Raw genomic sequence first — 25,062 nt, 5'->3', positions numbered from 1 at the left:
AATCACCCTTTGAAGGTAGGCCTGGCTTGGTGCCAGTCAGTACATTGTTGATAATAGTGAGCACAGTTAAGCAATAGCGCTTCACTGAATTGTTTGCCTATTAACTGCATGCCGATTGGTAACCCCTGACTAAATCCCGCGGGTATAGAGAGTGCGGGAATGCCCGCCAAATTTACAGCGACAGTGAACACATCCGCTAGATAATTTTGAATGGGATCAGCAATTTTCTCACCGAGTTTAAATGCGCAAGTTGGTGTAGTTGGACCTAAGATAATATCTACTTTATTTAACACATCTCGCAATTCATTCTGAATTAAGCGTCTAATTTTTAATGCTTGAAGGTAATAATCATCAAAGTAACCTGAAGAGAGTACATGCGTACCTGTAAGAATGCGGCGTTTAACCTCTATACCAAAGCCCTCTGTACGAGTATTGACAATTTGCTCACGCAGGCTAGTTCCTTTAGTACTGCGATAGCCGAAGCGTACTCCATCATAACGCGATAAATTCGATGACGCTTCCGCACATGCAATCACGTAATAACAAGGAACCCATAAAGGTTGTAGGGCAAGATCCAATTCAATAATCTCAGCACCTTCTTGCTGGAAAATGTTTACCGCGGCATGGATGGCCTGTTGGATATCACCAGCCACTTCCTTATGAAAGAAACAAGAGGGTAAACCAATACGTAATCCCTTAATCGGATGATTCAGCGTTGATGTATAGTTAGGAATTGCTTGATTTACCGAAGTTGAATCGTTTGCATCAAAACCTGCTATGGCTTGTAGAACCAGGGCAAGATCTTCGGCATTGGCTGCAAATGGACCTCCTTGATCAAGGCTGGAAGCAAACGCAATCATCCCAAAGCGAGAAACAAGACCATAAGTAGGTTTAATTCCTGAGATTCCACAAAAAGCAGCTGGTTGGCGTATTGATCCTCCTGTATCTGTCCCCGTTGCAAAAGGAACTAACCTGGCAGCAACCGCAGCCGCTGAACCTCCAGAAGAACCTCCAGATACATGCTCCAGATTCCAGGGGTTTTTTACTGGACCAAAGTAACTGTTTTCATTGGCTGATCCCATGGCAAATTCGTCCATGTTGGTTTTTGCAAGAAGAATAGCGCCTTGTTCTTCCAATTTATTGACCACTGTCGCTTGATAAGGGGAATAATAATGTTCAAGCATTTTTGAGCCACAAGTCGTAGGCATCTTTTTAGTGCAAAAAATATCTTTATGGGCCATGGGGATGCCGGTCAGAGGCTTTCCTTGACCGCTTTTAAGCAATTTATCCGCAGCATCGGCTGCAATTAAAGCTTGCTCTTCATCGACAACGTGAATAAACGCATTGAGTGATTGATGGCGTTGAATGCGTTTAAGATAATGTTGAGTGAGCTCCTTACTAGAGAGTTCCCCATGATGCAGCGCACGACTTAATTCGGATAAAGAGAGCTTATGCATAACTTATTGTCCTGAATCAATTACCTTAGGAACTAAATAGAGTCCATTTTCAAAAAGCGGAGCGATCTCTGCCAGTTCTTTGCTGCAGTCCTTCTCTCTCACTTCATCGGGTCTTAAGCGCTGATGGAGGTCGAAGGGATGAAAAAGAGGAGCTTGACCTGTTGTGTCCACTTGTCGCAGTTGCTCAACAAAATCCATAATGGCATTAACTTCTTCACACAGCTGACGATGATCTTCTGATTCACTATCCAAATAGGCTAATTCTTCTATTTTTTTTAAATCGTTTTCAGTAAACGGCATGATGATTCCAAATTAGTTGAGGACGAGATTATACCTCGCAACATGTTAAGGGAGAAACTCTTTTAGAAATTATTAGCTTCGTCGATTTGGCGAACAGACCCTAAGTTATTTCTAAAGTTGAGCTAAGTTGAGGGGTTGATTCTTGTAAGGCTTTTACAAAATCGCTCACTGTATTGACTGGCCGGTTAACAATGCAGTTTGCATGTCCGGCTTTAATAAATGCTCTTAAATTTTCTCCTAAACTTCCTTTTCTTAGTGTAGACAAATGGGTATTTAAATCAATAGGATTCCCTTCTTTATCAAAATAATCACCTTTCAATACACTTTTTAGAGCATTAATAGCAGAGTGTTTTTGTGTGTAACTTTTTTGAAATAAGCCAAAGATATTGATATGTAAGTATTCTTTAATTTTGCCATTTTCGTCCTTTTGTGCTTTTCGTTGCTCATGATAAGTGTCGATAATTTTGATTAATTCATATAATTTATTCTCTCTCATGTGCACTAGGTTTTCCTTTAGGTTGCGATTAGCAACAAAGGAATCGATGGCTTCAACTATCACTGTGTTCTTGCTTCGCAGTGCTATCTCCCTGGCAGAAAGGCCCTTTTCTTTTTCTCGAGCATTGACATCAAGGTGTTCGATTTTCAACAAGGCTGCAACGACTTCGGGAGCCCCTTTCATAACAGCTTCTATGAGAGCCGTATGACCATTTTTGCTTTGTGCATTAACATTGGCTCCCGCAGCGATAAGCGAATCAATAATCCCTAGATTTCCATTTTGAACCGCACGAATTAATGGTGTGTATCCTTCATTGTCTGCACTGTCGAGGTTGAAATTCAACTCAATAGCATTATCATCAACTTCTTCGAAACCTTTTTCATTTAGACTCAGTTGCTCTTGAATAACTTCTGCATTACCTAAAAAGGCAGCTAGGCCTATCGTACTTAGCCCCAAAGCATCTTGCGCTTGCCTAACATGCGCTCCACGGCTAATTAAATATTCGGCCACTTCGGGCTTTTTATATTGAATCGCCACAATAAGAGGGGTCAGCTCGTGTTTGGAAGATCTAAATGCGGGTGGCTCTTGATAATTAACACTAGCGTTTAAACCGTCTACTAAATAATGTACTGCTGGGAGATTCCCTGCAGCAGCAGAGGATAGTAATGCTGAATTGTAATCAAAAGGTTGCGGACTGGCAGTATGCAACATTTTGGCAATTTCAAGTTGTCCTTGAGAACAGGCTCTCTGAAAATCAGCTTGGGTAGGAACTACACCTGCTGCCAACAAGGTTTGTACAATTGCAATGTTGCCGTTAAAAATTGCAGCATTCAGTGCTTTTCGCGTATAACTATTGCTGAAATTGAGACTCCCAACCCGTACGAGTAATTCGACAAGTGCAGTTCTATTTTGCTCTGCAGCCATTACCAAAGCTGTTTTTTTGGATTGTTCGTCAGTGAACACATAGTCCACAATTTTAGGATCTGCATCGATAACAGCCTCTAAGAGTTCGAGATCATCTTCTTTAATTGCTAACTCTAGGATAGTAAATAGTCGGAAGTAGGGTTTTATTTCCGATATTAACCTGGATTCATCAGTAATTCGCCGAATTAGCCTTGTTTGCTCCTGACTAGGCTTATGTTGTATTAATTGCTTAAGGTAGTAATGGAACACGATGGATTCAGCTTGATGTTGGATGGCACCGCTGTGTCCTCGTATCTTCTTTAAATGAGCCAATCGCCTATCAATTTTTTGATTGAGTACTTCAATCGGCTGAGTCATTATTGATCCTCTTGTTATATAAGAATACATCCTAACAAAAGATTATTAAGAGAAAATTAAAAGAAGATAAAAGGGGTCCACCTTGAAGTGTGTTGGTTTTAAAGTAGAATGAATAAATGTTCTTTCTTTCGAGTACGGTTGATGCTACATCAGGTTAAAACTGCAGGTGGTGTTCATATTGAATATGAGCATCATGATTTAGTCTATGAAAACGCCATAGAGCCGCTTCTTGAGCGACTTGATACCCACCGTGGGGCGTTATTCGCTTCAAGTTTTGAATATCCCGGACGTTATACTTGTTGGGATATAGGTTTTTATAATCCTCCTTTGGTTTTGATTTGTAAGGGAAATGAAATTCATGTTCAAGCTTTAAACCAACGGGGTGAAATTTTATTAGCAATTTTTTTCCCACTATTACAGTCTTCTGCTGATTTAATCATTAAAGAACACTCAGACCGCTTATATCGAATCGCTGTAAAACCGTCACAAAGAATTTTTAGTGAGGAAGAGCGTAGTCACCAGCCATCCGTTTTTACTCTCCTGCGACTATTGCTAGCTTTTTTTAAAACAGAGGAGCCTTATTTAGGTTTTTATGGTGCTTTTGGTTATGATTTAATTTTTCAATTTGAACGCTTAAGCCAGTGTAAAGAGCGTCCCTCAGAACAACGCGAAATGGTCTTATACCTTCCGGATGAAATCTATGTTGTGAATCATCGCAAAGAAATTGCGTTTATCAGACGTTACGATTTTCAATACAAAGGCAAATCGACTCAATCTTTGCCTCGAGATGGTGAATTTAAACACTACGAACCTGAGCAAAGGCCTGCTAAAAGTTGTGATCATGCTCCGGGTGAGTACGCACAACTTGTGGAATTAGCAAAACAGCGGTTTGCTTGCGGTGATTTATTTGAGGTGGTACCAAGCCAAACATTTTATGCACATTGTTCTGAACAACCATCGACCATTTTTCGTAGGATGCGAAAAATCAATCCCTCTCCTTATGGATTTTTTATTAATTTGGGTGAAGATGAATATTTAGTTGGTGCATCACCCGAAATGTATGTACGTGTCCAGGATAGAAAAGTAGAAACTTGTCCTATTTCAGGAACGATTAAACGGGGTTCCGATGCAATAGAAGATGCGCACAATATTCAGGTTTTATTGGATTCTGAAAAAGAAGCCTCGGAATTGACAATGTGCACTGATGTGGATCGCAACGATAAATCGCGTATTTGTGAAGCCGGCTCGGTACGAGTCGTTGGCCGACGGCAAATTGAAATGTATTCACGGTTGATTCACACCGTAGATCATGTTGTGGGTACATTGCGGGAAGGGTTTGATGCAGTCGATGCTTTCCTCACACATATGTGGGTAGTGACTGTGACAGGTGCGCCTAAACTTTGGGCAATGAATTTCATCGAAAAGTACGAAAAATCCCCGCGTAGATGGTACGCTGGGGCTGTAGGATGGTTTGGCTTTAACGGTAACCTAAACACAGGCCTTGTCTTAAGAACGGTAAGAATTCAACAAGGTATCGCTGAAATTCGTGTGGGTGCCACCTTGCTTTATGATTCCCAACCGCAGGCGGAAGAACAGGAAACTCGCCTTAAGGCATCTGCTTTTTTAGATATTTTGCAAAAACCGGAAAGTAAAGCCGAGCCGACCAATACAATGCCTAAACAAGGTTTAGGAAAAAAAGTGCTTTTAGTTGACCATCAAGATTCTTTTGTTCATACATTGGCTAACTATGTGCGCCAAACAGGGGCCGAAGTAGTGACCATACGCAGTGAGCACGTGATGGATTATTTACACCAACAGCAGCATTTCGACCTTGTCCTCCTCTCACCTGGTCCAGGGCGGCCTGCTGATTTTAAAGTGGCACAAACGATTGAAGAAGTGCTAAAACAAAAGATTCCTCTTTTCGGTGTATGTTTAGGGTTGCAGGGTATTGTTGAATACTTCGGAGGAGTGTTGGATGTATTGTCTTATCCAATGCATGGTAAAGCCTCTGAAATTGAAATAAAGGATGAATCAAGACTATTTGCAGGTCTTGGATCTTCTTTTACAGCGGGGCGTTATCACTCTTTGTATGCTCGTCTCGCAACAATCCCAGAGGAATTAAAAGTGACTGCTTTAAGCCAGGATGGAATTGTTATGGCCGTAGAGCACCAAACCTTACCCGTGTATGCAGTGCAATTTCATCCTGAAACGATTCTTTCGATGTCTAATCAAGCAGGATTGCGGATTATTTCTAATTTAATGGGAATGATTAGAGGACATGCGTCATAAATTATTGCTCGTTTATAGTGTAGCGATTCTTCTCGGGATAACTACAGGGATTGTGGGTTCTTTTTTTCAAATTGGAATTCGTTGGTTAGATTATCTTATTGAGCAACTCCTCGTTTCCATTTCCACAAAAGGGGGAGAGGCAGCTATTTTTTGTGCCCTTATCTCAATGATTCTGACTTTTATTGCTTGGCTTATGGTTCGCTCTATTTCACCAGAGGCCTCTGGAAGTGGGGTGCAAGAAATTGAAGGAGCTTTGCTGCATGAAAGGCCTATCTTTTGGCGCCGGTTATTACCTGTTAAGTTTATTGCTGGGGTTATGGCAATTTCTGCAAAGCTCGTTCTTGGCCGGGAAGGTCCAACAATTCAAATGGGAGGAAATCTCGGTGATATGTTTGGCGAGATGCTGCATTTCTCCCAAGACAGGCGCGATACTTTAATCATGGCAGGTGCTGCCGCTGGTCTTGCTACTGCTTTTAATGCCCCTTTAGCCGGTGTGCTTTTCGTATTAGAAGAGCTTCGTAACGAATTCAATTTCACCTTTACCAATTTTAAAACAGTTGCCATTTCTTGTGTGATGGCAACCATTACTTTGCATTTTATTATCGGACCACAAGCAGCTATCTCCATGAGTGTTTTTGCGCTTCCAAGCCTTAAATCCCTTTGGCTCTTTTTTATTCTTGGGATAATGGTTGGTTTTCTTGGCATCTTATTTAATCAAATGCTAATGCTATCTTTAAGAATCATTGATACATTAACTTTGTTTATGCGTGTTGCGTATGTGTTGGCAATTGGTGCTGGAGTAGGGTTCTTAGCTTATTATCAGCCTGATCTGGTCGGAGGTGGATATCGGATTATTCATCAGGCACTAACTTTTACCCCGAGTGCTTCCTTACTTGTAGTAATTTTGGTCATTCGGTTCTTTACCACGATGTTGTGTTATTCGACAGGCGTGCCCGGAGGCATTTTTGCACCAATGCTTGCTTTGGGTGCATTATTCGGTACGGCTTCGTCTTATTTATTACAAAATTTAATGGAAGACATCACGATTCATCCGGGCATGTTTGCAGTTGCCGGCATGGGTGCTTTATTTGCTGCGGCTGTTCGTGCACCAATTACAGGTATTGTATTAGTTGTCGAAATGACTCAAAACTACTCTTTAATCCTACCCCTAATGGTCTCTTGCCTAACTTCTACTACGATTATGCAATTGGCACGCAATGAACCCATTTATACACAACTTTTACGTAGGACACTGAAAAGGGAACGAGAATTGGCGAGATAGCTGCCTTAATTATATAAAAGGATTTTAAATGGACAGCGAGAAGAAGCACCCACAAATTGAACAAGGCTTACTTGCCCTTGTGAACCAATTTTTAAAAGATCTTGATGCTGAGCGTGCGTTAAAAAACATCTCTCTAGAGGCTTCATTAGGACGTGATTTAGGGATTGATAGTGTGGGTAAAGTTGAACTTTTCACTCGCATAGAGAAAACATTTTCATTGCGTTTGCCTGAACGTGCAATAGCGGAGATTGACTCGCTAAAAGAGTTAGCCAAAGTGATTGAAGAAAGCTTAAAAGCGCTGCCAAAAAGAAAGATTCAATCATTCTCCCCAATTATCGGCATTACTGATCTTGATCTTTCCTCGGCAAAAACCTTAGTAGACGTGATGCAAACCTATGGGACAAAAGAAGAAAATCGACCTCATTTGTACTTACAAAACGAACAAGGCGAAGAGCAAATTATCCAGTATGGGCAGTTATTAAAGGAAGCCAAAAAGGTAGCTCGAGGATTGCATAACAAAGGAATAAAGCAAGGTGAAGCAATAGCAATTATGCTTCCTACCAGCGATGCTTTTTTTTATGCATTTGCTGGTATATTGTTGATTGGAGCTGTCCCGGTGCCTATTTATCCTCCATTTCGAGCTGATCGAATCGAAGAATACGCAGAGCGGGAGGCAAAAATCTTACATAATGCCCAAGCCAGAATACTAATTACCTTCGCAAAAGCTGAAACTCTAAGCCATATTTTAAGGACTTTTGTCCCCAGCTTAAAAGAAGTGGCGACAATAGAAAATCTGAGGATGGTAACAGGTCCGGTACCCGAGGTTGAACCTGGGCCGCAAGATCCTATTTTGATTCAATATACATCAGGAAGTACGGGGGATCCAAAAGGGGTTTTCCTCTCCCACCAAAACATGCTTGCCAATATCCGCGCCATTGGCAAGGGAATACCCGTTCAGCCTACAGATGTCGGGGTAAGTTGGTTGCCTCTCTACCATGATATGGGGTTAATGAATTGGTTAGGTGCAATGTACTTTGGCATTCCTATGGTTATTTTATCCCCGCTTACTTTTCTAACAAGACCGGAGCAATGGCTGTGGACAATTCATTACCATCGCGCCACATTATCAGGAGCGCCTAATTTTGCCTATGAGTTATGCATAAAAAAGATTGATGATGAGGATATTCAAGGACTTGATCTCAGTTCATGGCGATTCGCATTCAATGGTGCTGAAGCAATAAATCCAAGGACTCTAGACCGTTTTGGTAAAAAATTCTCCCCTTATGGTTTTCATATCGAATCATTTGCCCCAGTTTATGGATTAGCAGAATCGACAGTTGGCCTGACATTTCCGCCAAAAAGACGTGAGCCGCGAATCGATAAAATTCAGAGAGAAGCATTTGAGATGAAAAATAAAGCTATTCCAACATTAAAAAGTAAAGATTTTATTGAATTTGTGAGTTGCGGGGTTCCCTTACCTGATCACGAAGTGCGTATAGTCGATGAGGCTGGAAGTCATGTGGAAGAAAGAGTGATTGGAATGATTCAATTTAAGGGGCCGTCAGCAATGAAGGGTTATTTTAATAACCCTAACGCGACTCAAAAAATTTATCATGATGGATGGTGGGATACCGACGATCTAGGTTATTTGGCTGATAAAGAGTTATTTATTACTGGTAGAAAAAAAGATTTGATTATCAAGGCGGGGCGTAATCTTTACCCAGAAGAAATCGAAGAAGTCGTAAGCGAGGTACCGCACGTGCGCAAAGGATGTGTGATTGCTTTTGGTGTAAGTGATCCCGTTCTTGGTACAGAAAAGTTAATTATCGTTGCTGAATCTTATGCTCTTGAAAAAGAAAAGCAAAAAACCATCTGTGCTGAAATCACTGAAAAAATGATGACAGCGCTAGAAATTGCGCCTGATGTGATATTCTTGGTGCCTCCAAAAACGGTTCCGAAAACATCTAGTGGAAAATTACGCCGTTCTGCATGCAAGCAGGCCTACCTCCAAGGCAAACTGATTAAAAAGCATAAATCAATAACCTGGCAGTTAGTGAAATTATTTTCAAAAAGTATTTATAGAACGATTCGAAACGGTTTTTTTTATCTAGGAAAATTAGCCTATACAATTTATTTTGTCCTCATTTTATTTGTAGTGCTTATACCAGTTTGGTTTGGTGTGTTGTTATTCCCCCGAACGATCGCTGCGAAAATAACTCGTATTGGTGCCCGTTCTGTGTTCAAGTTGGGACTTTGTCCAATCCATCTTGAAGGGGAGGCGAACCTCAAAAGTGAGGCACCGATGATTTTTATTGCCAATCATGCAAGCTATTCAGACGCATTAGTACTGACCGCTCTACTACCACCTGGAACTCTTTTCACGGCAAAAAATGAATTACTAAAAACACCGGTAATACGTACGTTTATTAAAAAATTAGGACATTTAGTCATTGACCGTATGGATTTTGTAAAAAGCGTTGAGAATAAAAATCAGATTGAAGAAGCAATCCTAAAGAAAAATTCTGTGATTTTTTTTCCAGAGGGAACATTTACTTATGCAACAGGGTTACGCCCATTTAAATTAGGGGCTTTTACAGTTGCTGTGGAAACAAAAACGGCTTTATGCCCCATAGCTATCTCTGGTACTCGAACTTTTTTACGTGCTGATAGTTATCTGCTTACGCCTGGATCGATTAGGATAGTCATAGGAAAACCACTTTATCCAAAAGAAGATGGGGGTTGGGATGAAATCATAATGCTTCATAATAGGGCTCGTTTAGAAATTGCTAAATATTGCGGCGAGCCCATTATTGACTTAATTGTTGCAGGGTTTGAAGGATAGCAAAGCATCTTGCAAAAAACTAATTTTGACGCGCATTTTTAACAATACGATAACGTTTTTGGATGCACTAAATTTAAAAAATCTTCACTTTTAATTTTGAGCAGCTCGTTATGGTTACCAGCGTTAAAGGCCAACCATTCTTTATGAGCAAGGCTATCTGCAAGATAGACATCCATCCCATAGAGCTCACCCAGAAGCGGGATTGCGCCAATTTCGCAGTCTGTAAACTTATCTTGAAATTCATATTCGTGAGCAATCTCTGCGTTTTTTGCGTGGATCTCTTTTTTAAACTGATCTAAATCCAGGCGGATATGGGCAGGAATTGCAACTAACACAAATTTGCCGTCCAATTTAACAACGACTGACTTGGCAAAATTGCCGCCTTTAATGTGCGCGGCTTGTGCACATTGTAATGCTGTGTAGGCTCTAGGGTGGCTAATGGTTCGGTAGCTAACCTCATGATTATCCAGATAGGTTTTAATACTTGAGCTTAACATGGGGGTACTCCTGTAAAGAAGCTTTACTGATTAATTATAGAACATTTTTTATCCCTATATCTGGATATTTCCAAGAGTCAGGAAATCCTTCACGCATTTGCGTAATTGAGTGTGCCATCACGTACAAATTGGCCAAATTTGGTAAGGACTAATCACTAAAATTAACTGGCTGTTCTAGTTTGGCCATGAATTGTTTTGAAAACGACTGAGGTGTTTCTGGCTTTGTTTGTAATTGATCCAGATAAACTAGCTTAAAATAAGTCGCATTTGCTTGAGAGTTGATATCCGGATTTTCAGGGAAATATTTAAGAAGGGGAAGATAAGCAGATTGGCCTATTACATAGCGTTTGTCTCGGCTTTTGGGCGAAAGTCCCCAGACATTTTGATAGCTTACAGCTTCTGTTTCTTGGTTATTGAGTTTTTTATTACCAACATACAACATAACATGGCCGCCAATGTAGATGAGGGTCATTAATGGATGCCCTTTTTCTTTAAGTATTGCTAGGCGCTTATCCACATCCTCTTGAGATAAATCCAACGAGGAATTTAATTTTCCTTGGGCTCCGGAATTTCTTGGCAACCATATCCCAAATGGAGTAAAAATGCTTTTCATCTCTTGTGAGCAGTCATTAAAGAAGAAGGTACTACCCCAACCGTAGGGCCGATTTTTTAATTGTCTAATTATTTTAACTAGATTTTTTTTGGAAGCTGGTAGGGGCATGATCTCAGCATCTTGAGAATGAACAACGGCGGCTTTAATTACCGCTTGATTGTGCTCATTTTTAACAGGAATGAATATCGATGTTTTGCGGGTATTACGTTGGGCAAGAGGGAATACTGCGCCGACATATCCGGTAAAACGGTAATTGTCGTTCGAATCAACAATGCTTGCCTCGGTCTTGGTGATTGCAACAAGATTTTTTTGCGCAGCTTGCTGCCATTGATTGATAAAAGGGTGAGAGGCATAGGCAATATCATTGCTTTTTACCCAGGCAAAATATGCATCAGGCGTAAGTACTAACGACCAAGCTTTATCTTGTGAAGTACTAAAGACGTAAAGTGGTGTCCCAGCCCAAATGGCGGATTCTTGTAAATTATCAAAAGGGAATCCCTGACCAGGTAGACTAACATGGTAAAAATCAGGTGCAGCATCTGGTAAAGCGCGCGCCAGCGTATTTGCTACAGCGATGGCTTTTTTTTCTTCATTGTAAGAACTGCTTTCCAGAGCCTCCAAAGCCATGTTGCGTTTTATTTTATTCCACCAAAGTTGATTTTTTTCTTTAAAATTTTCTGAGTAGTGACGTTCGATGGGCGATTTATTTTGGTTGTTGAAATCGTCTAAAATTTGTTGCTCGATTTTTTTCACGATAGGGAGGACAGACCTAACCATCTGCTCACTCCACGGGGACAGTCCTTGGGCATCGCTAGCATAATAATGATTATAGAATTGTTGTAATTGGAGTTTTTGATAATGCTCAGTGAGAATAGATGCTGAATAATCGTCGCTGTTCATTGGTACGTAGTCATTGCTATTTTGACTATAAGACTCTAAGGGAAAATCATAGATAGGAACATCAATCGCAAATGCCAAGGAATAAAAAAACATTAATGCGATTGAGATAGATGATCTTAAAAGACTTTTAATCAGCATAATTAATCTATCGAACTAAAAATGGCTCCTATAATACCATAAAATACCTTTCAGTGACAAAATAGGCAAATTGCAATTTTAATTAACAATTATTAAGAAAAAGGCGGTATGCATGTACAATTAATCCATGCGAATAACAATTTTGCCGAAATGTGCACTGCTTTGCATCTGTGCATGGGCTAGTTCAATTTCAGAAAAGTCAAATACAGAATCGATGACAGGCATAATATGTTTATTGAGTAAAGATGTAGACCAATGTTCTTGGGCTGATTTCCACAGCGCCGCTTTTTCAGGAATGGATTGTGATCGTAAGACAAAACCTATAATTTGCAGCCGTTTTTTCATTAAAGTTGCAAGATTACATTCTACTTTATGCCCTTGCATGCATGAGATTTGCACCAGCTTGCCTTTTGTCTTTAACAGCTCCAAATGTTTAGGGAAATAAGACCCGCCGATAAAATCAACAATTAAATTAATCGTTTCTTTGCTGATTAGTTCTGCAAAATCATCTTTTTTATAGTTAATGACAGTCTCAGCACCAAGTTGTTTGGCTTTATCAATTTTTTCCTGATTACTTGCTGTGGTGATTACTCGGGCACCAATGTGCTTTGCCATTTGAATAGCGAAAGAGGAAATACCACTCCCCGCGGCGTGTATCAGTAGTGTTTGCGCTTGTTTTATTTGGCCAATTGAAAATACAGTAGCATGAGCAGTGATTAAGGCCTCCGGGATAGCTGCAGCATAATCAAAATGCCAGCCATCGGGGATGGGGGCAGCAAGTGAGTGGTGCATGCAGCAATAATCAGCATAGCCTCCACTTCCCACCAACCCATAAACACGATCACCGATTTTAAAATTTTTGACGCGACTCCCAAATGCGACTACCTCGCCTGCGATTTCTAGCCCTGGAATGGGGGATTCACCTGGCGGTGGAGGGTATTTACCCTGCCTTTGCATTAAATCAGCACGATTTATCCCGGCTGCTTTGACTCGAATCAGGAGTTGATCTTTTTCATAGCTTGGTACCTCTTGTTCTTTTATGATTAACCGACTTTCGGGTCCAGGATTATCGATAGCTACATAACGCATAAAATTCCTAAGAACATTTTAGAATGTCTATTGATAACTTATTTCTGGCTAATGAACAATAGATGGATCACGAAGCGCGGACTTTAAGTAGTACGCACGAAATGGTATTTTTATCCTAGCCTTTTAAAGTTTCTTGTGTATATACTTTTGCACACGCGAGCGACTTGGTTGTTTGATGGTTAAATACATAAAGCATAAGAAACTAGCGATATTTTTTATTTCTTTTCAATTAATTATTACGCTTTTGTTTTTTATTTGGCCTGCTTGCTCCGCATTGATACAGTCCGCCTTTTTTAGCGATTCTTTTGGTTTACATCATCGCTTTGCTGCTTTAACCAATTTTCTTGATTTATTGCAAGATCCAGATTATGCCAAGGCATTATGGGTTACGTTGTTGGTCGCCTTTGCCATTACCTTAACTACAATGAGTGTAGGGCTGTTACTCTCATCACTTTTGCAGAGCCGCCGTAAAAGTCAAAAAATCTATAAATCTTTGCTATTGTGGCCTTATGCTGTTGCCCCTGCAGTGGCAGCCATTTTGTGGCGTTTTCTTTGCCAACCAACAATTGGATGGATTGCGCAAGGGTTGCAGGTCGTCGGGATTAATTTTAATTATCTTACCCATGCTAATCAGGCTTTACTTGTCATAATTATAACTGCAAGTTGGCAGCAGTTTAGCTATAATTTTCTGTTTTTCTTTGCAGCACTTAAGGCTATCCCTAGGTCCTTAATCGAGGCAGCAATTCTGGATGGTGCATCGGCATGGCGGCGTTTTTGGCAAATTATTTTCCCTCTCCTTTCCCCAACCACATTCTTTCTATTAATCATGAACTTAATTTATGCTTTTTTTGATACTTTCGGTATTATTGATGTTATGACACACGGTGGGCCAGGTAACAGCACTACAACACTAATTTATAAAGTGTATAAAGATGGCTTTGTGGGTATGGATCCAGGTGGCTCATCGGCACAATCAGTAATGTTGATGCTGTTAGTCATTTGCCTCACATTGCTCCAATTTCGCTACCTTGAAAAAAAGGTGCATTACGAATGAAATTTTTAAAGCGATTACTTGCTCACGGCATATTAATTTGTTTTATTGTGTTTTTGTTCCTACCACTCTATTTAGCGCTTGTAGCTGCTAGCCATGAAGGAGCTGCAATGATGCAAGCGCCATTGCCTATATGGCCAGGTACAGCATTATTCCATAACATTAAGACAGTGCTTACGGAAGGGTTAGTGGCAACTGGAGGCCAACCCATTGGACAGTTATTATGGAATAGTTTTCTTATGGCTGGGTTAATTGCGGTAGGCAAGATCATTTTTGCCTTGTTTTCGGCCTTTGCTTTGGTTTATTTTGAACTACCGCTTAAACGATTTTTATTTGCCATTATTTTTTCAACAATGATGTTGCCAGTAGAGGTTCGTATTGTGCCTACTTTTCAGGTCGTTGCTTCTTTTTCTTGGCTAAATACGTTTACTGGGCTGACATTGCCTTTGATGGCTTCTGCAACTGCAACTTTTTTATTTAGACAATTTTTCAAAACAGTGCCTAAAGAGCTTGTTGAGGCAGCAAAATTGGATGGCGCGGGACCTGTACGATTTTTTGTTGACATTCTTTTACCTTTATCGAGAACGCAAATTTCCGCTTTATTTATTATTCTTTTTGTTTATGGTTGGAACCAATATCTCTGGCCCCTGGTCATTACAACTGAGACTAATATGGCTACGATTGTAATGGGGATTCGTTATTTAGCGGGGGTTGCCGATCAAATTCCACAATGGCATTACATCATGACGGTTGCACTGATTGCTTTGCTACCACCATGTTTAGTAGTGGTAACCATGCAACGCTGGTTTGAAAAGGGGTTAACGCATTAAATGGCAATGGTAAATTTAGTCGAAGTGAGCAAGTATCACGGCCAACAGCTTATTCTGGATCAAATCAACTTGCATATTGATAAAGGTGAGTTCGTTGCTGTCGTTGGGCCTTCAGGCTGCGGTAAATCAACGCTGCTTCGCTTGGTTGCAGGATTGGATACGGTTAGCAGTGGTAAAATTTTAATCAATAATCAGTGTGTCAATGATATTCCACCAGCAAAACGCGATATGTCCATGGTTTTTCAAAGTTATGCCCTTTATCCACATATGTCTGTTTTTGATAACATGGCTTATGGTTTAAAGATGCGAGGGATGAAACCGAATCAAATTCGACAAAAAGTCACTGAAGTGGCTGCTGTATTGCAATTAAGTGACTACTTAACGCGTAAGCCCGCAGAGCTCTCTGGCGGCCAACGTCAGCGTGTTGCGATGGGTAGGGCGATTGTCCGTTCTCCAGCCGTATTTCTATTTGATGAACCTTTATCAAATCTCGATGCAAAATTACGTAGCGAAATGCGCCATGAGATCAAAAAATTACATCGGCAATTCAAAACAACTTCGCTTTATGTAACCCACGATCAAATAGAAGCAATGACCATGGCCTCGAGGATCCTCGTTTTAAATAAAGGGAAAGTTGAGCAAATTGATTCGCCCCAAAATTTGTATCAGCGGCCTGCCTCCCTTTTTGTGGCTGGGTTTATCGGCCATTATCCAATTAATTTTTTACCAGCAAGAATCAATCTAAATTGCCAAAAAGTAATCACTGACATCGGTATTGAGCTACCATTACCTAAAATGTCCGAATCCCTTCCTTGTGGCGAGGAGGTGATTTTAGGGGTTAGACCTGAGCATTTGAACATTGCACCGAGAAATAAAGAAGACGCAATTTTAGTAAAAGTAGAATATATTGATGATATGGGTGCAGATAAATTGGTACAGGTTGTAAGTCAATGCGGTATGGCACGTTTTGCAATAAGGACATCAACGGATATTGAAGTGATTGATAACCAGCTCGCTCTGGAACTGGTTGTAAGTAAGGCAAATTTATTTCATCACAAGACTGGATTGCGTTTGGGAGGCTGGCATGGTTAAGGGTAAGAAAACATTACGAGAAATCGATAGGCCTTTTTATCACTATTGGCAGGCTTTATACCATTCTTTTTTCAATAATGAGCTATATGTTGACGTTGGCAAGCGTTGGAAGGGATTAGGCATAGGCTATTTACTCTTATTGATGTTTGTTGTGACACTCCCTTTTGCACTACGTGTTGCGACGGATTTTAATCGCTTTTTTGTTGAAGACTTGGTGCAACCATTGCAGCAGTTGCCAACATTGTATATACAGAATGGTACCGTATCATTGGATAAACCAATGCCTTATGTTGTAAAAAATAAGTACAACCAGGTTGTCGCGATTGTCGATACTACTGGTACAGTAAAAACAATTGATAAAACCTACCCTTTTTTAAGTATACTTATCACCAAGGATAAGCTGTTTTACCGCTTTCCCTCTCCGCAATTTTTCTTCAATATAAACAATGTACAAAATCCAGTGAGCCCTATTTACGTGTATCCTTTTAACGAGCATAGTAATGCAGTCTTTGATGGGAAGGAGTGGGTTAAAGCCTCAGGAATGTCAAAATTGAAACTCTTTTTCGCTATTTTGATTTATCCTACGGTCGCTTTGGTCTTTTTTGCTATATTTCTAATCATATTACTAGCATTTGCTTTGATGGGGCAATTCATTGCCAAGCTATTTAAATTTTCAATCACCTACAAACAATCCAGCCGTCTAACTATGGTTAGCATTACTCCATTTATGGCTGTACTCTGGATTCTGTTGACTCTGGGACGATTTTCTAACCAATATGGCTTTTTCATGCCACTGCTTTTCATTGCTTATTTTTGTTATGCTGTCATATCACTTAAAAGAGAAAGCCAGAAACTGGTGGTTGCGTGAGAGAGCTAATCCATTTTGCACATGGTAATGGATTTCCATCACCTTGCTACAGACAATTGCTTAATGGATTGCAAGAGCGTTATGACTGTTGCTTTATCGATCGTATCGGTCACAACCCGCAATTTCCAGTCACAGAAAATTGGCATTTTTTAGTGGATGAAGTAATTAACAGCATTAAACAGCAGACTAACCAGCCCGTTATTGCGGTGGGGCATTCTTTGGGTGGGGTGTTAAGTCTCCTCGGCGCAATAGAGCAGCCTTCTTTGTTCAGGGCAGTGATTATGCTTGATTCACCTCTCATTGGGCGCTTTAAATCGGGCATGGTGCGATTGGCTAAGGCTCTAGGCATCATCGATAGAGTGACACCTGCTGCCCGCACACGCGGTCGCAGAGAATATTGGCAAAATAGGGACCAACTTATTGCTTACCTAAGAACAAGAGATTTGTTTAAAACATTTACTGAGGATTGTTTACAAGATTATATCGATTATGGGTTGGAAAAAACAAAGGATGGTTACCTACTACGATTTGATCGCCATATCGAATACCTAATCTACCGGACAATACCTCATCAGTTATCGGAATATGAAGGAAAACTATCTGTTCCTGCAGTATTGATTTATGGTGATAAAAGCAGTGTCGTGGATAGGCTTGATATTCGTTACATGAAAAAAAATTACAACATATCGTGTTATAAAATAAAGGGTACACATATGTTCCCCATGGAGTATCCAGCTCAAGTTGCAAAAGAAATTCTAATCCGTTTGGATGCTATACTGAAATGATGGATTTAATGCTCTTAAAGTTAAGAATTGTTTACTGATAAGGAGAAAACAGTGTTACAAAGTCTGATCGTTCTGGCAGTTGTATTGGGAGCTCTCTTATTAATAACACGGCAAGCATCTGTTATGGTCTGGACGATCAGTTACGCGATTTTTGCCCTTTTGGTTGAGCGCTATGCTTCACCGGGCTTTATTGCCCAATTTTTCTTGTGGGCAGTGTTTGCCGTAATGGTTTTTAGTTCAATAAAGCCATTACGCAGAAATTTATTATCTCGCCGGCTTTTTGCTGTTATAAGCAAAGCGATGCCCACAATGTCTGCTACAGAGCGTGAGGCATTGGAAGCAGGAACAGTCAGCTGGGAAGGGGATTTGTTTAGTGGTTCGCCTGATTTTAATGCTTTGCTTAATACGCCGATAGTAAAACTTACCGCTGAAGAGCAAGCGTTCATGGATGGGCCAGTCAATGAGTTATGCCGAATGATCGACGATTGGGATATAACACATGTTCGTACGGATATGCCGCCGGAGATGTGGCAATTCCTTAAGGAAAAAGGTTTTTTTGGTATGATAATTCCTAAGGAATATGGCGGACTTGATTTTTCTGCCACTGCACAGGTGGCCATTTTAGCCCGAATTTATGGTCGCTCAGTAACGGTAGGAAGTACTGTTTCTGTTCCTAATTCGCTTGGACCTGCTGAATTACTCTTAAAATATGGCACCAAAGAGCAAAAAGAATATTATTTGCCCCGCTTAGCGGATGGACGGGAAATCCCTTGTTTTGCCTTGACTGGGCCAAATGCAGGATCAGATGCGGCTTCTATACCCGATAAAGGGATAGTCTGTCGGCAAATGGTTAATGGTCAGGATGTGCTAGGAATCCGCTTAACCTGGAATAAGCGTTATATTACTCTTTGTCCAGTAGCAACAGTCATTGGTTTGGCGTTTCGGCTTTTTGATCCTGAAAACCTTCTAGGGAAGGGACATGATGTAGGAATCAGCTGCGCTTTAATTCCTGCTAATACACCTGGCGTGGTTAAGGGGAGACGTCATTTTCCCTTAAATACTGGGTTTTTAAATGGCCCAACACAAGGTAAGGACGTGTTCGTTCCGATTGATAGTTTAATTGGTGGTCCAGTAATGGCTGGACATGGTTGGCGCATGCTGATGGAATGTTTAAGCGCAGGGCGTGCTATTTCATTACCATCCAGTTCGACAGGGGGTACACAAGCTGGGGCTCTAGCAAGTGGCGCTTATGCACGGATTCGTAAGCAATTTAATCAATCCATAGCAAATTTCGAAGGGATAGAAGAACCGCTGGCTCGTATTGCGGCAAATGCTTATATTATCGATGCTGGATTAACAATGACAGCGGCGGCAATTGATCACGGTGCTAAACCTTCGGTAGCGGGTGCAATATTAAAATTTAATACCACTGAACGCGCACGCCAAGTTGTGATGGATGCAATGGATATTCATGGTGGTAAGGGAATTTGTCTAGGTCCTAACAACTATTTGGGACGTGGTTATCAGAACACACCAATAGGAATTACTGTTGAGGGTGCAAATATCTTAACGCGCAATTTGATCATATTCGGTCAAGGAGCTATCCGTTGCCACCCTTACGTATTTCGTGAGTTAGAAAGCGTGAGAGAAAATAATCTCCATAATTTTGATGAAGCCTTCTGGGGACATGCTGCATTTGTTCTAGCTAATCTGACTAAGTCGCTTATTTTTGCATTAACCGATGCCCGATTGACCAAAACGCCTGTTAGTTCGGCAAAACGGTACTATCAGCTGGTGCATCGTTACAGCACGAATCTTGCTTTTCTAGCTGACTTTTCGATGGTTGTTTTGGGGGGTGAGTTGAAACGCAAAGAAATGATTTCGGCTCGTTTAGGCGATGTTTTGAGTAAGTTATATCTTGCTTCAGCCGTTCTAAAGCGTTTCCATGATGATGGTGAGCCTCTTGACGATTTCACCTTAGTCGAGTGGTGTTGTCAGCAATTAATGCACGAATGCGAATGTGCTATTCAGGGGGTCATCGCAAATTTCCCAATGCGTTGGGCTCGAATTGTTCTGAAAGTATTCTTACAACCATTTGGAAACAAGCGTCATCAACCATCGGATAAACTGAGCCAAAAAGTAGCCCATTTGCTAACTGAACCGAACAGTACTCGCACTCGATTAACACGCTTTGTGTTTGCAGAACCCTTACCCAATTGCCCACTTGGAAGATTGGAAGAGGCTTTCCTTAAACTTTGCGCTGTTGAAGGACTGGAAAAGAAAGTCAGTCAGGCAATCAGAGAAGGTGTATTGCACTCGCTCACCTTACTCGAACAAATTGATGAGGCTGAACGCGCAGGGATTCTTGATTCTAAGCAGGCGCAGCAATTAAAGGATGCAGAATACGCAAGACAGGAAATTATTGCGGTGGATGATTTTGCTGATGATGAATTACGTAGGCAGCCTATGGATAATTCAAATAAAAAGGGTAAAGCAAGTCAGCATGATGATTTAGCAACTGAGACGGTTTAGGGGCTGTTAACATTTCATCTCATGCCAACGTGAGGCTTGTCCCTGAATCTTCTACACATCTGTGAAAACACAGTCTAGCTCTGTTCTCCGACGTCCCGCGGCTTGTCCGCGGGATCCAGGAGATCTGCATTAAAACACAGAGCCCCGCGGACAAGCTGCGGCACGCAGACGGCAGATGAAATGTCAACAGACCCTTGCGCATACGACATAAATGAGCAATGAGTCAGGTACTTTAAGGGAATCCAGGTTACTTGACTCCCTAAGTAAGCGATCTTCTTATTAAAATATAATCAATAGCAGCTAGATATTATCAGCCCGATACAGTCAAATGAGATACATACTGGAAGTAAAAGTGACAAAAAACCACTCGCATAGGCTTGTATTTGATTCAACTCTGACCGTTTGTGCCCAATTCAAATTGGGGAACCTGCTCTATTACCTCAGTTGCAAATTGATAGGGAAAGCCGACGGAATACACCAAGATCTCTGAGAAATGTTGGTCTTTACAATACTGTTTACCCAGGAAGCCTTTAAATTTCTTCCAAGGCTTCATCAGGCATCGTAACATTAAGTTCAAGAACTGCATTATCGCCCATTCGTTCAAGATTTACACTGACCTGATCACGATTGATACGGATATATTTGGCAATCACTGCTAAAATCTCTTCCTGTAATTTTGGCAGGTAATCAGGAGTGTTGCGTTGAGAACGCTCATGCGAAATAATGATTTGAAGGCGTTCCTTAGCTACTGAGGCAGTATTATTGCGTCTTCTTAGATAACTGAATAGGCTCATGCTGGTACATCCTCCTTGTTTTTACCGAATAAGCGGCGTAACAACCCTTTACGCTCACTGGTAACAAATCGCATTGGTCTGTTTTCGCCAAGAAAACGAGATATAGCATCTTGATAAGCTAGACCCGCGTCACTGGTTTCGTCAAGAATGACAGGTGTTCCTGTATTAGATGCTTTAAGAACTGCCTTGGATTCTGGAATGACTCCAATAAGTGGGATCGCAAGAATTTCTTTCACATCGTCAACGGATAGCATTTCGCCTTTTTCGACTCGCTCAGGATCATAGCGAGTTAATAAGAGATGCTCTTGAACTGGCGTAGTGTTTTCGACAGCTCGTTTAGTCTTACTCGCCAAGATTCCCAAAATGCGATCGGAGTCTCTTACAGAGGAAACTTCAGGGTTAGTGACTACAATGGCATGATCAGCGAAGTACATGGCCATGTGCGCCCCGGTCTCAATTCCAGCAGGGGAGTCACAAACGATAAAATCAAATTCTTTTGCTAAATCGGATAGCACTTTTTCAACGCCGTTTAGGGTTAAAGCATCCTTATCCCGAGTTTGTGATGCGGGTAATATAAACAGGTTAGGAATACGTTTATCCTTAATCAAAGCCTGATTTAAGCTGGCCTCTCCATTGATTACATTGATGAAATCGTAAACAACTCTACGTTCACATCCCATAATGATATCAAGGTTTCTAAGGCCAATATCAAAATCAATGACTACTGTTTTATGACCTTGCATAGCAAGACCGGATGAAAAAGCTGCAGAAGTTGTGGTTTTACCCACTCCACCCTTACCTGATGTTACAACTATAATCTTAGCCAACGTTGAACCCTTCCTTTAGTCGACTGGTTAAAAATTTTACCCAGTTTACACGGTATTGTTAAGTTAATTCAAGCTCAAAGAATATTAAATTTTAGGGGCTGATGACAATGGGTTTCGCATGGTGAGAATAAAGATAAATTAGCTCAAATAGGAGTTGTGAAATCAATTGTCATCAGACACTGATCCTTTTAATGAGAATTTTCGTTCCATCAAAAAATCTGTAACAAAATTGTTACAATATTTTTTATGTCTGTCATATGCATATTACATTAGCTGGCTAATCTTAACAGGTGTTTACAAAATGAGAGGATTAACCATGCATATAAAAAAGTTAATGATGACAACGATACTTAGTATTTCGGTGCTCGGTATTACTGGCGTTTCTGCAAATCAATCGACCATTAAAGAGGCCAATAGTATTCCAATAAAAAAGGCATGCAAATATCAAGGAATTAAAAGCGTATTAACTGTTGAACAACGTGACGAATTAAGGAATATAATGCGTAATTTGCATGTGCAACTAACGCCTTTAATTAAGAAGAAAATGGCTCTAAAAATACAATTAAAAGGCAAGATGGCTACCCCACAAACCCAATGGGCTGATATTAATAAGCTAGTTGAAGAGTTAAATGAAAATAACGCGAAGATGACAACTTTGATTACCCGAGCTCAGCTCGTGGCTTTTCAAAAATTTGGTGTTTTTCTTCCTTTGCACCACCGCTTTCATCATCACGGATTTATGAAAGGTAGAGGGGTGCTTTAAATCCTCAACAAAAATGTCCGCAACAAGCAATCAGGCTTGGAGATGGTGCTTAGCACCTCTCTGCCTGAATTGAGAATGTAAGTTGAACAAAGAGATTAATACCATCCATTTGAGCCGCAACAACCACCATAATAACTGGTGCTACAGCAAGATGTACATGTTGAATAGCCGCAATTAGTGAATCCACAGCCTGTAACGAGTGCCGTAGATGTAAGGATCAGGGCAAGCATTAGTATTTTTTTCATGGTGGCAGTCCTTGCTTTAGTTATTATCAATAATTATACGCAAAGAATATAAAATAAACAAAAAGATAGAAAATTAATTTAAAAAAGGGTAAGATATAAAAGCATATTTAATGCCTCTTATGCTTATTTTTAGTACTGCCATGTGCTTTGCAAAGAGCTCTTATGCGGCTGATTGTCAGAACTAAGGAATAAAGAAGATAGCGCCATAGCAACAGTTTATTATAAAAACTTAGTGACTAAAATGAAAACATTCTGTATCATATAGGTAACTTGAGTTACGCAAAAAATGAAAGTGTGGTATTTTTTATACAAAGTCAAAATGGTGTCCAGAGTATACGCGTTTTAATGAAAGGAAAGCTTAAAAATGAGTTATCCAATACATATTCTTGTCGTTGAGGATTCCAAGGTTGCGCAAATGGCAATCGAGAACAGCTTAATTCAACATGGATGCATTGTTGATATCGCAAATGATGCTCAGGGAGCTTTGCAAAAGGCACATGCTCATCATTATGATGTTATTTTGATGGATATAAGCCTTGGAAACGGACCAGATGGTTTTGATATTGCGGCCCAAATTAAATCACAGAGTGCTTTAAATAAAAAAACATCCATTGCCGCGGTTACTTCTCATGCCGAACCTGAATATCGCGACAAGGCAAAAGCTGTTGGGATGGTTGGTTATTTTAATAAACCCTTTACACATAAACATGCTGAAAAAATTATTGGTTTTGTTAAAAACAACCAGTTGATGAGAATCCTGAGTCATATGAAATAAACAATTTTTGATTTTTGTGTATAATATAAAAATATTTTCTCTAATTTCTTGAAAAATAAAAGATTGTCGTTTTATACTCTAAATTTAAAAAATATAATAAAAAAATGATGAAACGATTATTGATAACTTTTTGTTTTCTATTCGGTACTTACAATATCAGTTTTGCTAGTTCCTCCTCAGATAAAGAGGCGCAACTGTGTATTAACGCCTATAATCATCTCTGGTTTTCTTTTGAAACGATTAAATCCGATTTAAGAACTGATCCAGTTTCCCAACAGCCAAAATTTATCGAAGAATTCACAAAGGTTGTGGCTCCTGATGTCCATTTTGAAGTTCAGAAACTTCCTGTTCCACCCGATCTGACTAGTACTATTTCTATTGTCGTGGATGGTATTACTGATTTGGCTAATACAGCTGCTTTTGGCATAGATAACTATGGAGAACATCATATTACTTCGCCATTCAGTATAAAAAAACTGCCAAGTACGGATAATAACGTAAGCCATGTTTATAGCATGACGACGCGGGATATCGATTATACGCGCAATGCCACTGCAGATGGCGGATGCACGGTGTACTTATCACAAAAAGATGTAGTATGTACTATAGAAAAGATAAAAGGCATTTCCAGCAGTAAAAAAGCGATATTAAAAAGCATCATTGATAACGTTGTCACAGCATTCCCACTTCCTGCTCCACAATGTGCTTTGTGGAATGCTGCTCCTTTAACGTCTTACGTTGATTGATAAGTGAACGAAATCTTGAATTTAAGATCCAGGTAGAGGCAATTTTACTGTTATTAATTAAAAAGTCAGTTATTCCATTTTTAATGGGAAGAGGAAGTGGAAATGGTAAATAAAAATGTTCTAAACATTAACCCAGACATTGTTTGTTTTATTATCTCCAGGGCGAGGGAGTTTCACGCAAAAGAAGAGGTTACCTTTAGCGAAAACACACCAGATTCTTCTTATGAATACGATTGGGCACAGGTTTTAGCGGATCATGCCGATGATCTTTGCTATATCGAAGTAAAAAAAGAAATTGAAACACTTGATCCTGATCAGAAAGTCGATCTTCTCGCGTTAATGTATGTAGGAAGGGGGGATTTCGAAGCCAATGAATGGAGCGCTGCTTACCAAGAAGCTAAAGAAAACATAGCTGACAATTTGACTGATTACTTATTTGCTAAACCGTTAATTGCTTATTATTTAGAAAAAGGTCTTGAAGCATTGGGGTATTCGTGCGAGGAATAATTTGCCTAAGAGCCAATTACCTCTTTTACCATCAATGACTATGCGCGTGAGCCTAAGAAAAAT

The 25,062-nt window shown here is 40.3% G+C and carries 21 protein-coding genes; 13 read left to right on the top strand and 8 right to left on the bottom strand.

Annotated features, from left to right (window positions below; all coding sequences use genetic code 11):
• Positions 1-2: 2 nt before the first annotated feature.
• From gatA to LMI_RS08940, 3 genes are all read right to left on the bottom strand, one after another.
• Positions 3-1,457 (bottom strand): Asp-tRNA(Asn)/Glu-tRNA(Gln) amidotransferase subunit GatA, encoded by a 1,455-nt coding sequence (gene gatA, locus LMI_RS08950; RefSeq protein ID WP_045099498.1) that lies wholly within the window; start codon positions 1,455-1,457, stop codon positions 3-5.
• Between the two features lie 3 nt (positions 1,458-1,460).
• Positions 1,461-1,757, bottom strand: a complete 297-nt coding sequence (gene gatC / locus LMI_RS08945; RefSeq protein WP_045099497.1) for an Asp-tRNA(Asn)/Glu-tRNA(Gln) amidotransferase subunit GatC — start codon at positions 1,755-1,757, stop codon at positions 1,461-1,463.
• Positions 1,758-1,857: 100 nt separating this feature from the next.
• The gene (locus LMI_RS08940; protein WP_045099496.1) at positions 1,858-3,534 is read right to left on the bottom strand and encodes an ankyrin repeat domain-containing protein; all 1,677 of its coding nucleotides are present in this window, start codon (positions 3,532-3,534) and stop codon (positions 1,858-1,860) included.
• A 141-nt stretch (positions 3,535-3,675) separates the two neighbouring features.
• Between LMI_RS08940 and LMI_RS08935 the strand changes: the two genes are divergently transcribed.
• From LMI_RS08935 to LMI_RS08925, 3 genes are read left to right on the top strand one after another with little or no spacing between them, the layout of a single operon-like run.
• A complete protein-coding gene (locus tag LMI_RS08935; protein ID WP_045100671.1) occupies positions 3,676-5,823 on the top strand; it encodes an anthranilate synthase component I in 2,148 nt (715 codons plus the stop codon).
• Positions 5,813-7,105, top strand: coding sequence for a H(+)/Cl(-) exchange transporter ClcA (gene clcA, locus LMI_RS08930; protein ID WP_045099495.1), 1,293 nt, complete (start codon positions 5,813-5,815; stop codon positions 7,103-7,105). Before LMI_RS08935 ends, clcA begins: the two co-directional genes overlap by 11 nt.
• A gap of 28 nt (positions 7,106-7,133) precedes the next feature.
• On the top strand, positions 7,134-9,947 hold the full coding sequence (locus tag LMI_RS08925) for an AMP-binding protein (protein WP_074454224.1): 2,814 nt from the start codon (positions 7,134-7,136) through the stop codon (positions 9,945-9,947).
• Positions 9,948-9,985: 38 nt separating this feature from the next.
• On the opposite strand, the gene LMI_RS08920 is transcribed toward LMI_RS08925, so the two are convergent.
• The 3 genes from LMI_RS08920 to LMI_RS08910 form a co-directional block, all read right to left on the bottom strand.
• Positions 9,986-10,444, bottom strand: coding sequence for an aminoacyl-tRNA deacylase (locus LMI_RS08920; protein ID WP_045099494.1), 459 nt, complete (start codon positions 10,442-10,444; stop codon positions 9,986-9,988).
• Between the two features lie 148 nt (positions 10,445-10,592).
• The gene (locus tag LMI_RS08915) at positions 10,593-12,095 is read right to left on the bottom strand and encodes an SH3 domain-containing protein (RefSeq protein ID WP_082050729.1); all 1,503 of its coding nucleotides are present in this window, start codon (positions 12,093-12,095) and stop codon (positions 10,593-10,595) included.
• A 120-nt stretch (positions 12,096-12,215) separates the two neighbouring features.
• Positions 12,216-13,184, bottom strand: coding sequence for an NAD(P)H-quinone oxidoreductase (locus tag LMI_RS08910; RefSeq protein ID WP_045099493.1), 969 nt, complete (start codon positions 13,182-13,184; stop codon positions 12,216-12,218).
• A 175-nt stretch (positions 13,185-13,359) separates the two neighbouring features.
• Here LMI_RS08910 and LMI_RS08905 point away from each other — a divergent pair, with 175 nt between their 5' ends.
• From LMI_RS08905 to LMI_RS08880, 6 genes are read left to right on the top strand one after another with little or no spacing between them, the layout of a single operon-like run.
• Entirely contained in the window at positions 13,360-14,238 is an 879-nt protein-coding gene (locus tag LMI_RS08905; RefSeq protein ID WP_045099492.1) for an ABC transporter permease subunit, read from the top strand.
• Positions 14,235-15,065, top strand: a complete 831-nt coding sequence (gene ugpE / locus LMI_RS08900) for a sn-glycerol-3-phosphate ABC transporter permease UgpE (protein WP_045099491.1) — start codon at positions 14,235-14,237, stop codon at positions 15,063-15,065. Before LMI_RS08905 ends, ugpE begins: the two co-directional genes overlap by 4 nt.
• Positions 15,066-16,157 carry an ABC transporter ATP-binding protein gene (locus LMI_RS08895; RefSeq protein WP_045099490.1) on the top strand — a complete coding sequence of 364 codons (1,092 nt, stop codon included), beginning with the start codon at positions 15,066-15,068 and terminating at the stop codon, positions 16,155-16,157.
• Positions 16,150-17,025: a DUF1189 family protein gene (locus tag LMI_RS08890; RefSeq protein ID WP_045099489.1), complete on the top strand. Its 876-nt coding sequence runs from the start codon at positions 16,150-16,152 to the stop codon at positions 17,023-17,025. Before LMI_RS08895 ends, LMI_RS08890 begins: the two co-directional genes overlap by 8 nt.
• A complete protein-coding gene (locus tag LMI_RS08885) occupies positions 17,022-17,810 on the top strand; it encodes an alpha/beta fold hydrolase (protein WP_045099488.1) in 789 nt (262 codons plus the stop codon). The genes LMI_RS08890 and LMI_RS08885 overlap by 4 nt, the downstream gene beginning before the upstream one ends.
• Before the next feature lie 51 nt (positions 17,811-17,861).
• On the top strand, positions 17,862-20,342 hold the full coding sequence (locus tag LMI_RS08880) for an acyl-CoA dehydrogenase (RefSeq protein WP_045099487.1): 2,481 nt from the start codon (positions 17,862-17,864) through the stop codon (positions 20,340-20,342).
• A gap of 530 nt (positions 20,343-20,872) precedes the next feature.
• On the opposite strand, the gene minE is transcribed toward LMI_RS08880, so the two are convergent.
• Both minE and minD read right to left on the bottom strand, forming a co-directional pair.
• Positions 20,873-21,136 (bottom strand): cell division topological specificity factor MinE, encoded by a 264-nt coding sequence (gene minE / locus LMI_RS08875; RefSeq protein WP_045099486.1) that lies wholly within the window; start codon positions 21,134-21,136, stop codon positions 20,873-20,875.
• Entirely contained in the window at positions 21,133-21,963 is an 831-nt protein-coding gene (minD, locus tag LMI_RS08870; protein WP_045099485.1) for a septum site-determining protein MinD, read from the bottom strand. The genes minE and minD overlap by 4 nt, the downstream gene beginning before the upstream one ends.
• Positions 21,964-22,279: 316 nt before the next feature.
• Here minD and LMI_RS08865 point away from each other — a divergent pair, with 316 nt between their 5' ends.
• The 4 genes from LMI_RS08865 (at position 22,280) to LMI_RS08850 (ending at position 24,999) form a co-directional block, all read left to right on the top strand.
• Positions 22,280-22,726, top strand: a complete 447-nt coding sequence (locus LMI_RS08865) for a hypothetical protein (RefSeq protein WP_045099484.1) — start codon at positions 22,280-22,282, stop codon at positions 22,724-22,726.
• 609 nt (positions 22,727-23,335) lie between these two features.
• Positions 23,336-23,746: a response regulator gene (locus LMI_RS08860; RefSeq protein ID WP_045099483.1), complete on the top strand. Its 411-nt coding sequence runs from the start codon at positions 23,336-23,338 to the stop codon at positions 23,744-23,746.
• A gap of 104 nt (positions 23,747-23,850) precedes the next feature.
• Entirely contained in the window at positions 23,851-24,492 is a 642-nt protein-coding gene (locus LMI_RS08855) for a hypothetical protein (RefSeq protein ID WP_045099482.1), read from the top strand.
• 102 nt (positions 24,493-24,594) lie between these two features.
• Positions 24,595-24,999, top strand: coding sequence for a DUF3775 domain-containing protein (locus LMI_RS08850; protein WP_045099481.1), 405 nt, complete (start codon positions 24,595-24,597; stop codon positions 24,997-24,999).
• Positions 25,000-25,062 lie beyond the last annotated feature (63 nt).

The sequence above is a fragment of the Legionella micdadei genome, assembly GCF_000953635.1.
GTDB classification, from domain to species: domain Bacteria; phylum Pseudomonadota; class Gammaproteobacteria; order Legionellales; family Legionellaceae; genus Tatlockia; species Tatlockia micdadei.
This window is presented reverse-complemented; position numbering and strand designations above follow the sequence as displayed.

Bases quoted from the DNA above. Each gene is read 5' to 3' on its own strand.
- gatA (WP_045099498.1), bottom strand. From the start codon at position 1,457: ATGCATAAGCTCTCTTTATCCGAATTAAGTCGTGCGCTGCATCATGGG.
- gatC (WP_045099497.1), bottom strand. From the start codon at position 1,757: ATGCCGTTTACTGAAAACGATTTAAAAAAAATAGAAGAATTAGCCTAT.
- LMI_RS08940 (WP_045099496.1), bottom strand. From the start codon at position 3,534: ATGACTCAGCCGATTGAAGTACTCAATCAAAAAATTGATAGGCGATTG.
- LMI_RS08935 (WP_045100671.1), top strand. From the start codon at position 3,676: ATGCTACATCAGGTTAAAACTGCAGGTGGTGTTCATATTGAATATGAG.
- clcA (WP_045099495.1), top strand. From the start codon at position 5,813: ATGCGTCATAAATTATTGCTCGTTTATAGTGTAGCGATTCTTCTCGGG.
- LMI_RS08925 (WP_074454224.1), top strand. From the start codon at position 7,134: ATGGACAGCGAGAAGAAGCACCCACAAATTGAACAAGGCTTACTTGCC.
- LMI_RS08920 (WP_045099494.1), bottom strand. From the start codon at position 10,444: ATGTTAAGCTCAAGTATTAAAACCTATCTGGATAATCATGAGGTTAGC.
- LMI_RS08915 (WP_082050729.1), bottom strand. From the start codon at position 12,095: ATGCTGATTAAAAGTCTTTTAAGATCATCTATCTCAATCGCATTAATG.
- LMI_RS08910 (WP_045099493.1), bottom strand. From the start codon at position 13,184: ATGCGTTATGTAGCTATCGATAATCCTGGACCCGAAAGTCGGTTAATC.
- LMI_RS08905 (WP_045099492.1), top strand. From the start codon at position 13,360: ATGGTTAAATACATAAAGCATAAGAAACTAGCGATATTTTTTATTTCT.
- ugpE (WP_045099491.1), top strand. From the start codon at position 14,235: ATGAAATTTTTAAAGCGATTACTTGCTCACGGCATATTAATTTGTTTT.
- LMI_RS08895 (WP_045099490.1), top strand. From the start codon at position 15,066: ATGGCAATGGTAAATTTAGTCGAAGTGAGCAAGTATCACGGCCAACAG.
- LMI_RS08890 (WP_045099489.1), top strand. From the start codon at position 16,150: ATGGTTAAGGGTAAGAAAACATTACGAGAAATCGATAGGCCTTTTTAT.
- minE (WP_045099486.1), bottom strand. From the start codon at position 21,136: ATGAGCCTATTCAGTTATCTAAGAAGACGCAATAATACTGCCTCAGTA.
- LMI_RS08865 (WP_045099484.1), top strand. From the start codon at position 22,280: ATGCATATAAAAAAGTTAATGATGACAACGATACTTAGTATTTCGGTG.
- LMI_RS08860 (WP_045099483.1), top strand. From the start codon at position 23,336: ATGAGTTATCCAATACATATTCTTGTCGTTGAGGATTCCAAGGTTGCG.
- LMI_RS08855 (WP_045099482.1), top strand. From the start codon at position 23,851: ATGATGAAACGATTATTGATAACTTTTTGTTTTCTATTCGGTACTTAC.
- LMI_RS08850 (WP_045099481.1), top strand. From the start codon at position 24,595: ATGGTAAATAAAAATGTTCTAAACATTAACCCAGACATTGTTTGTTTT.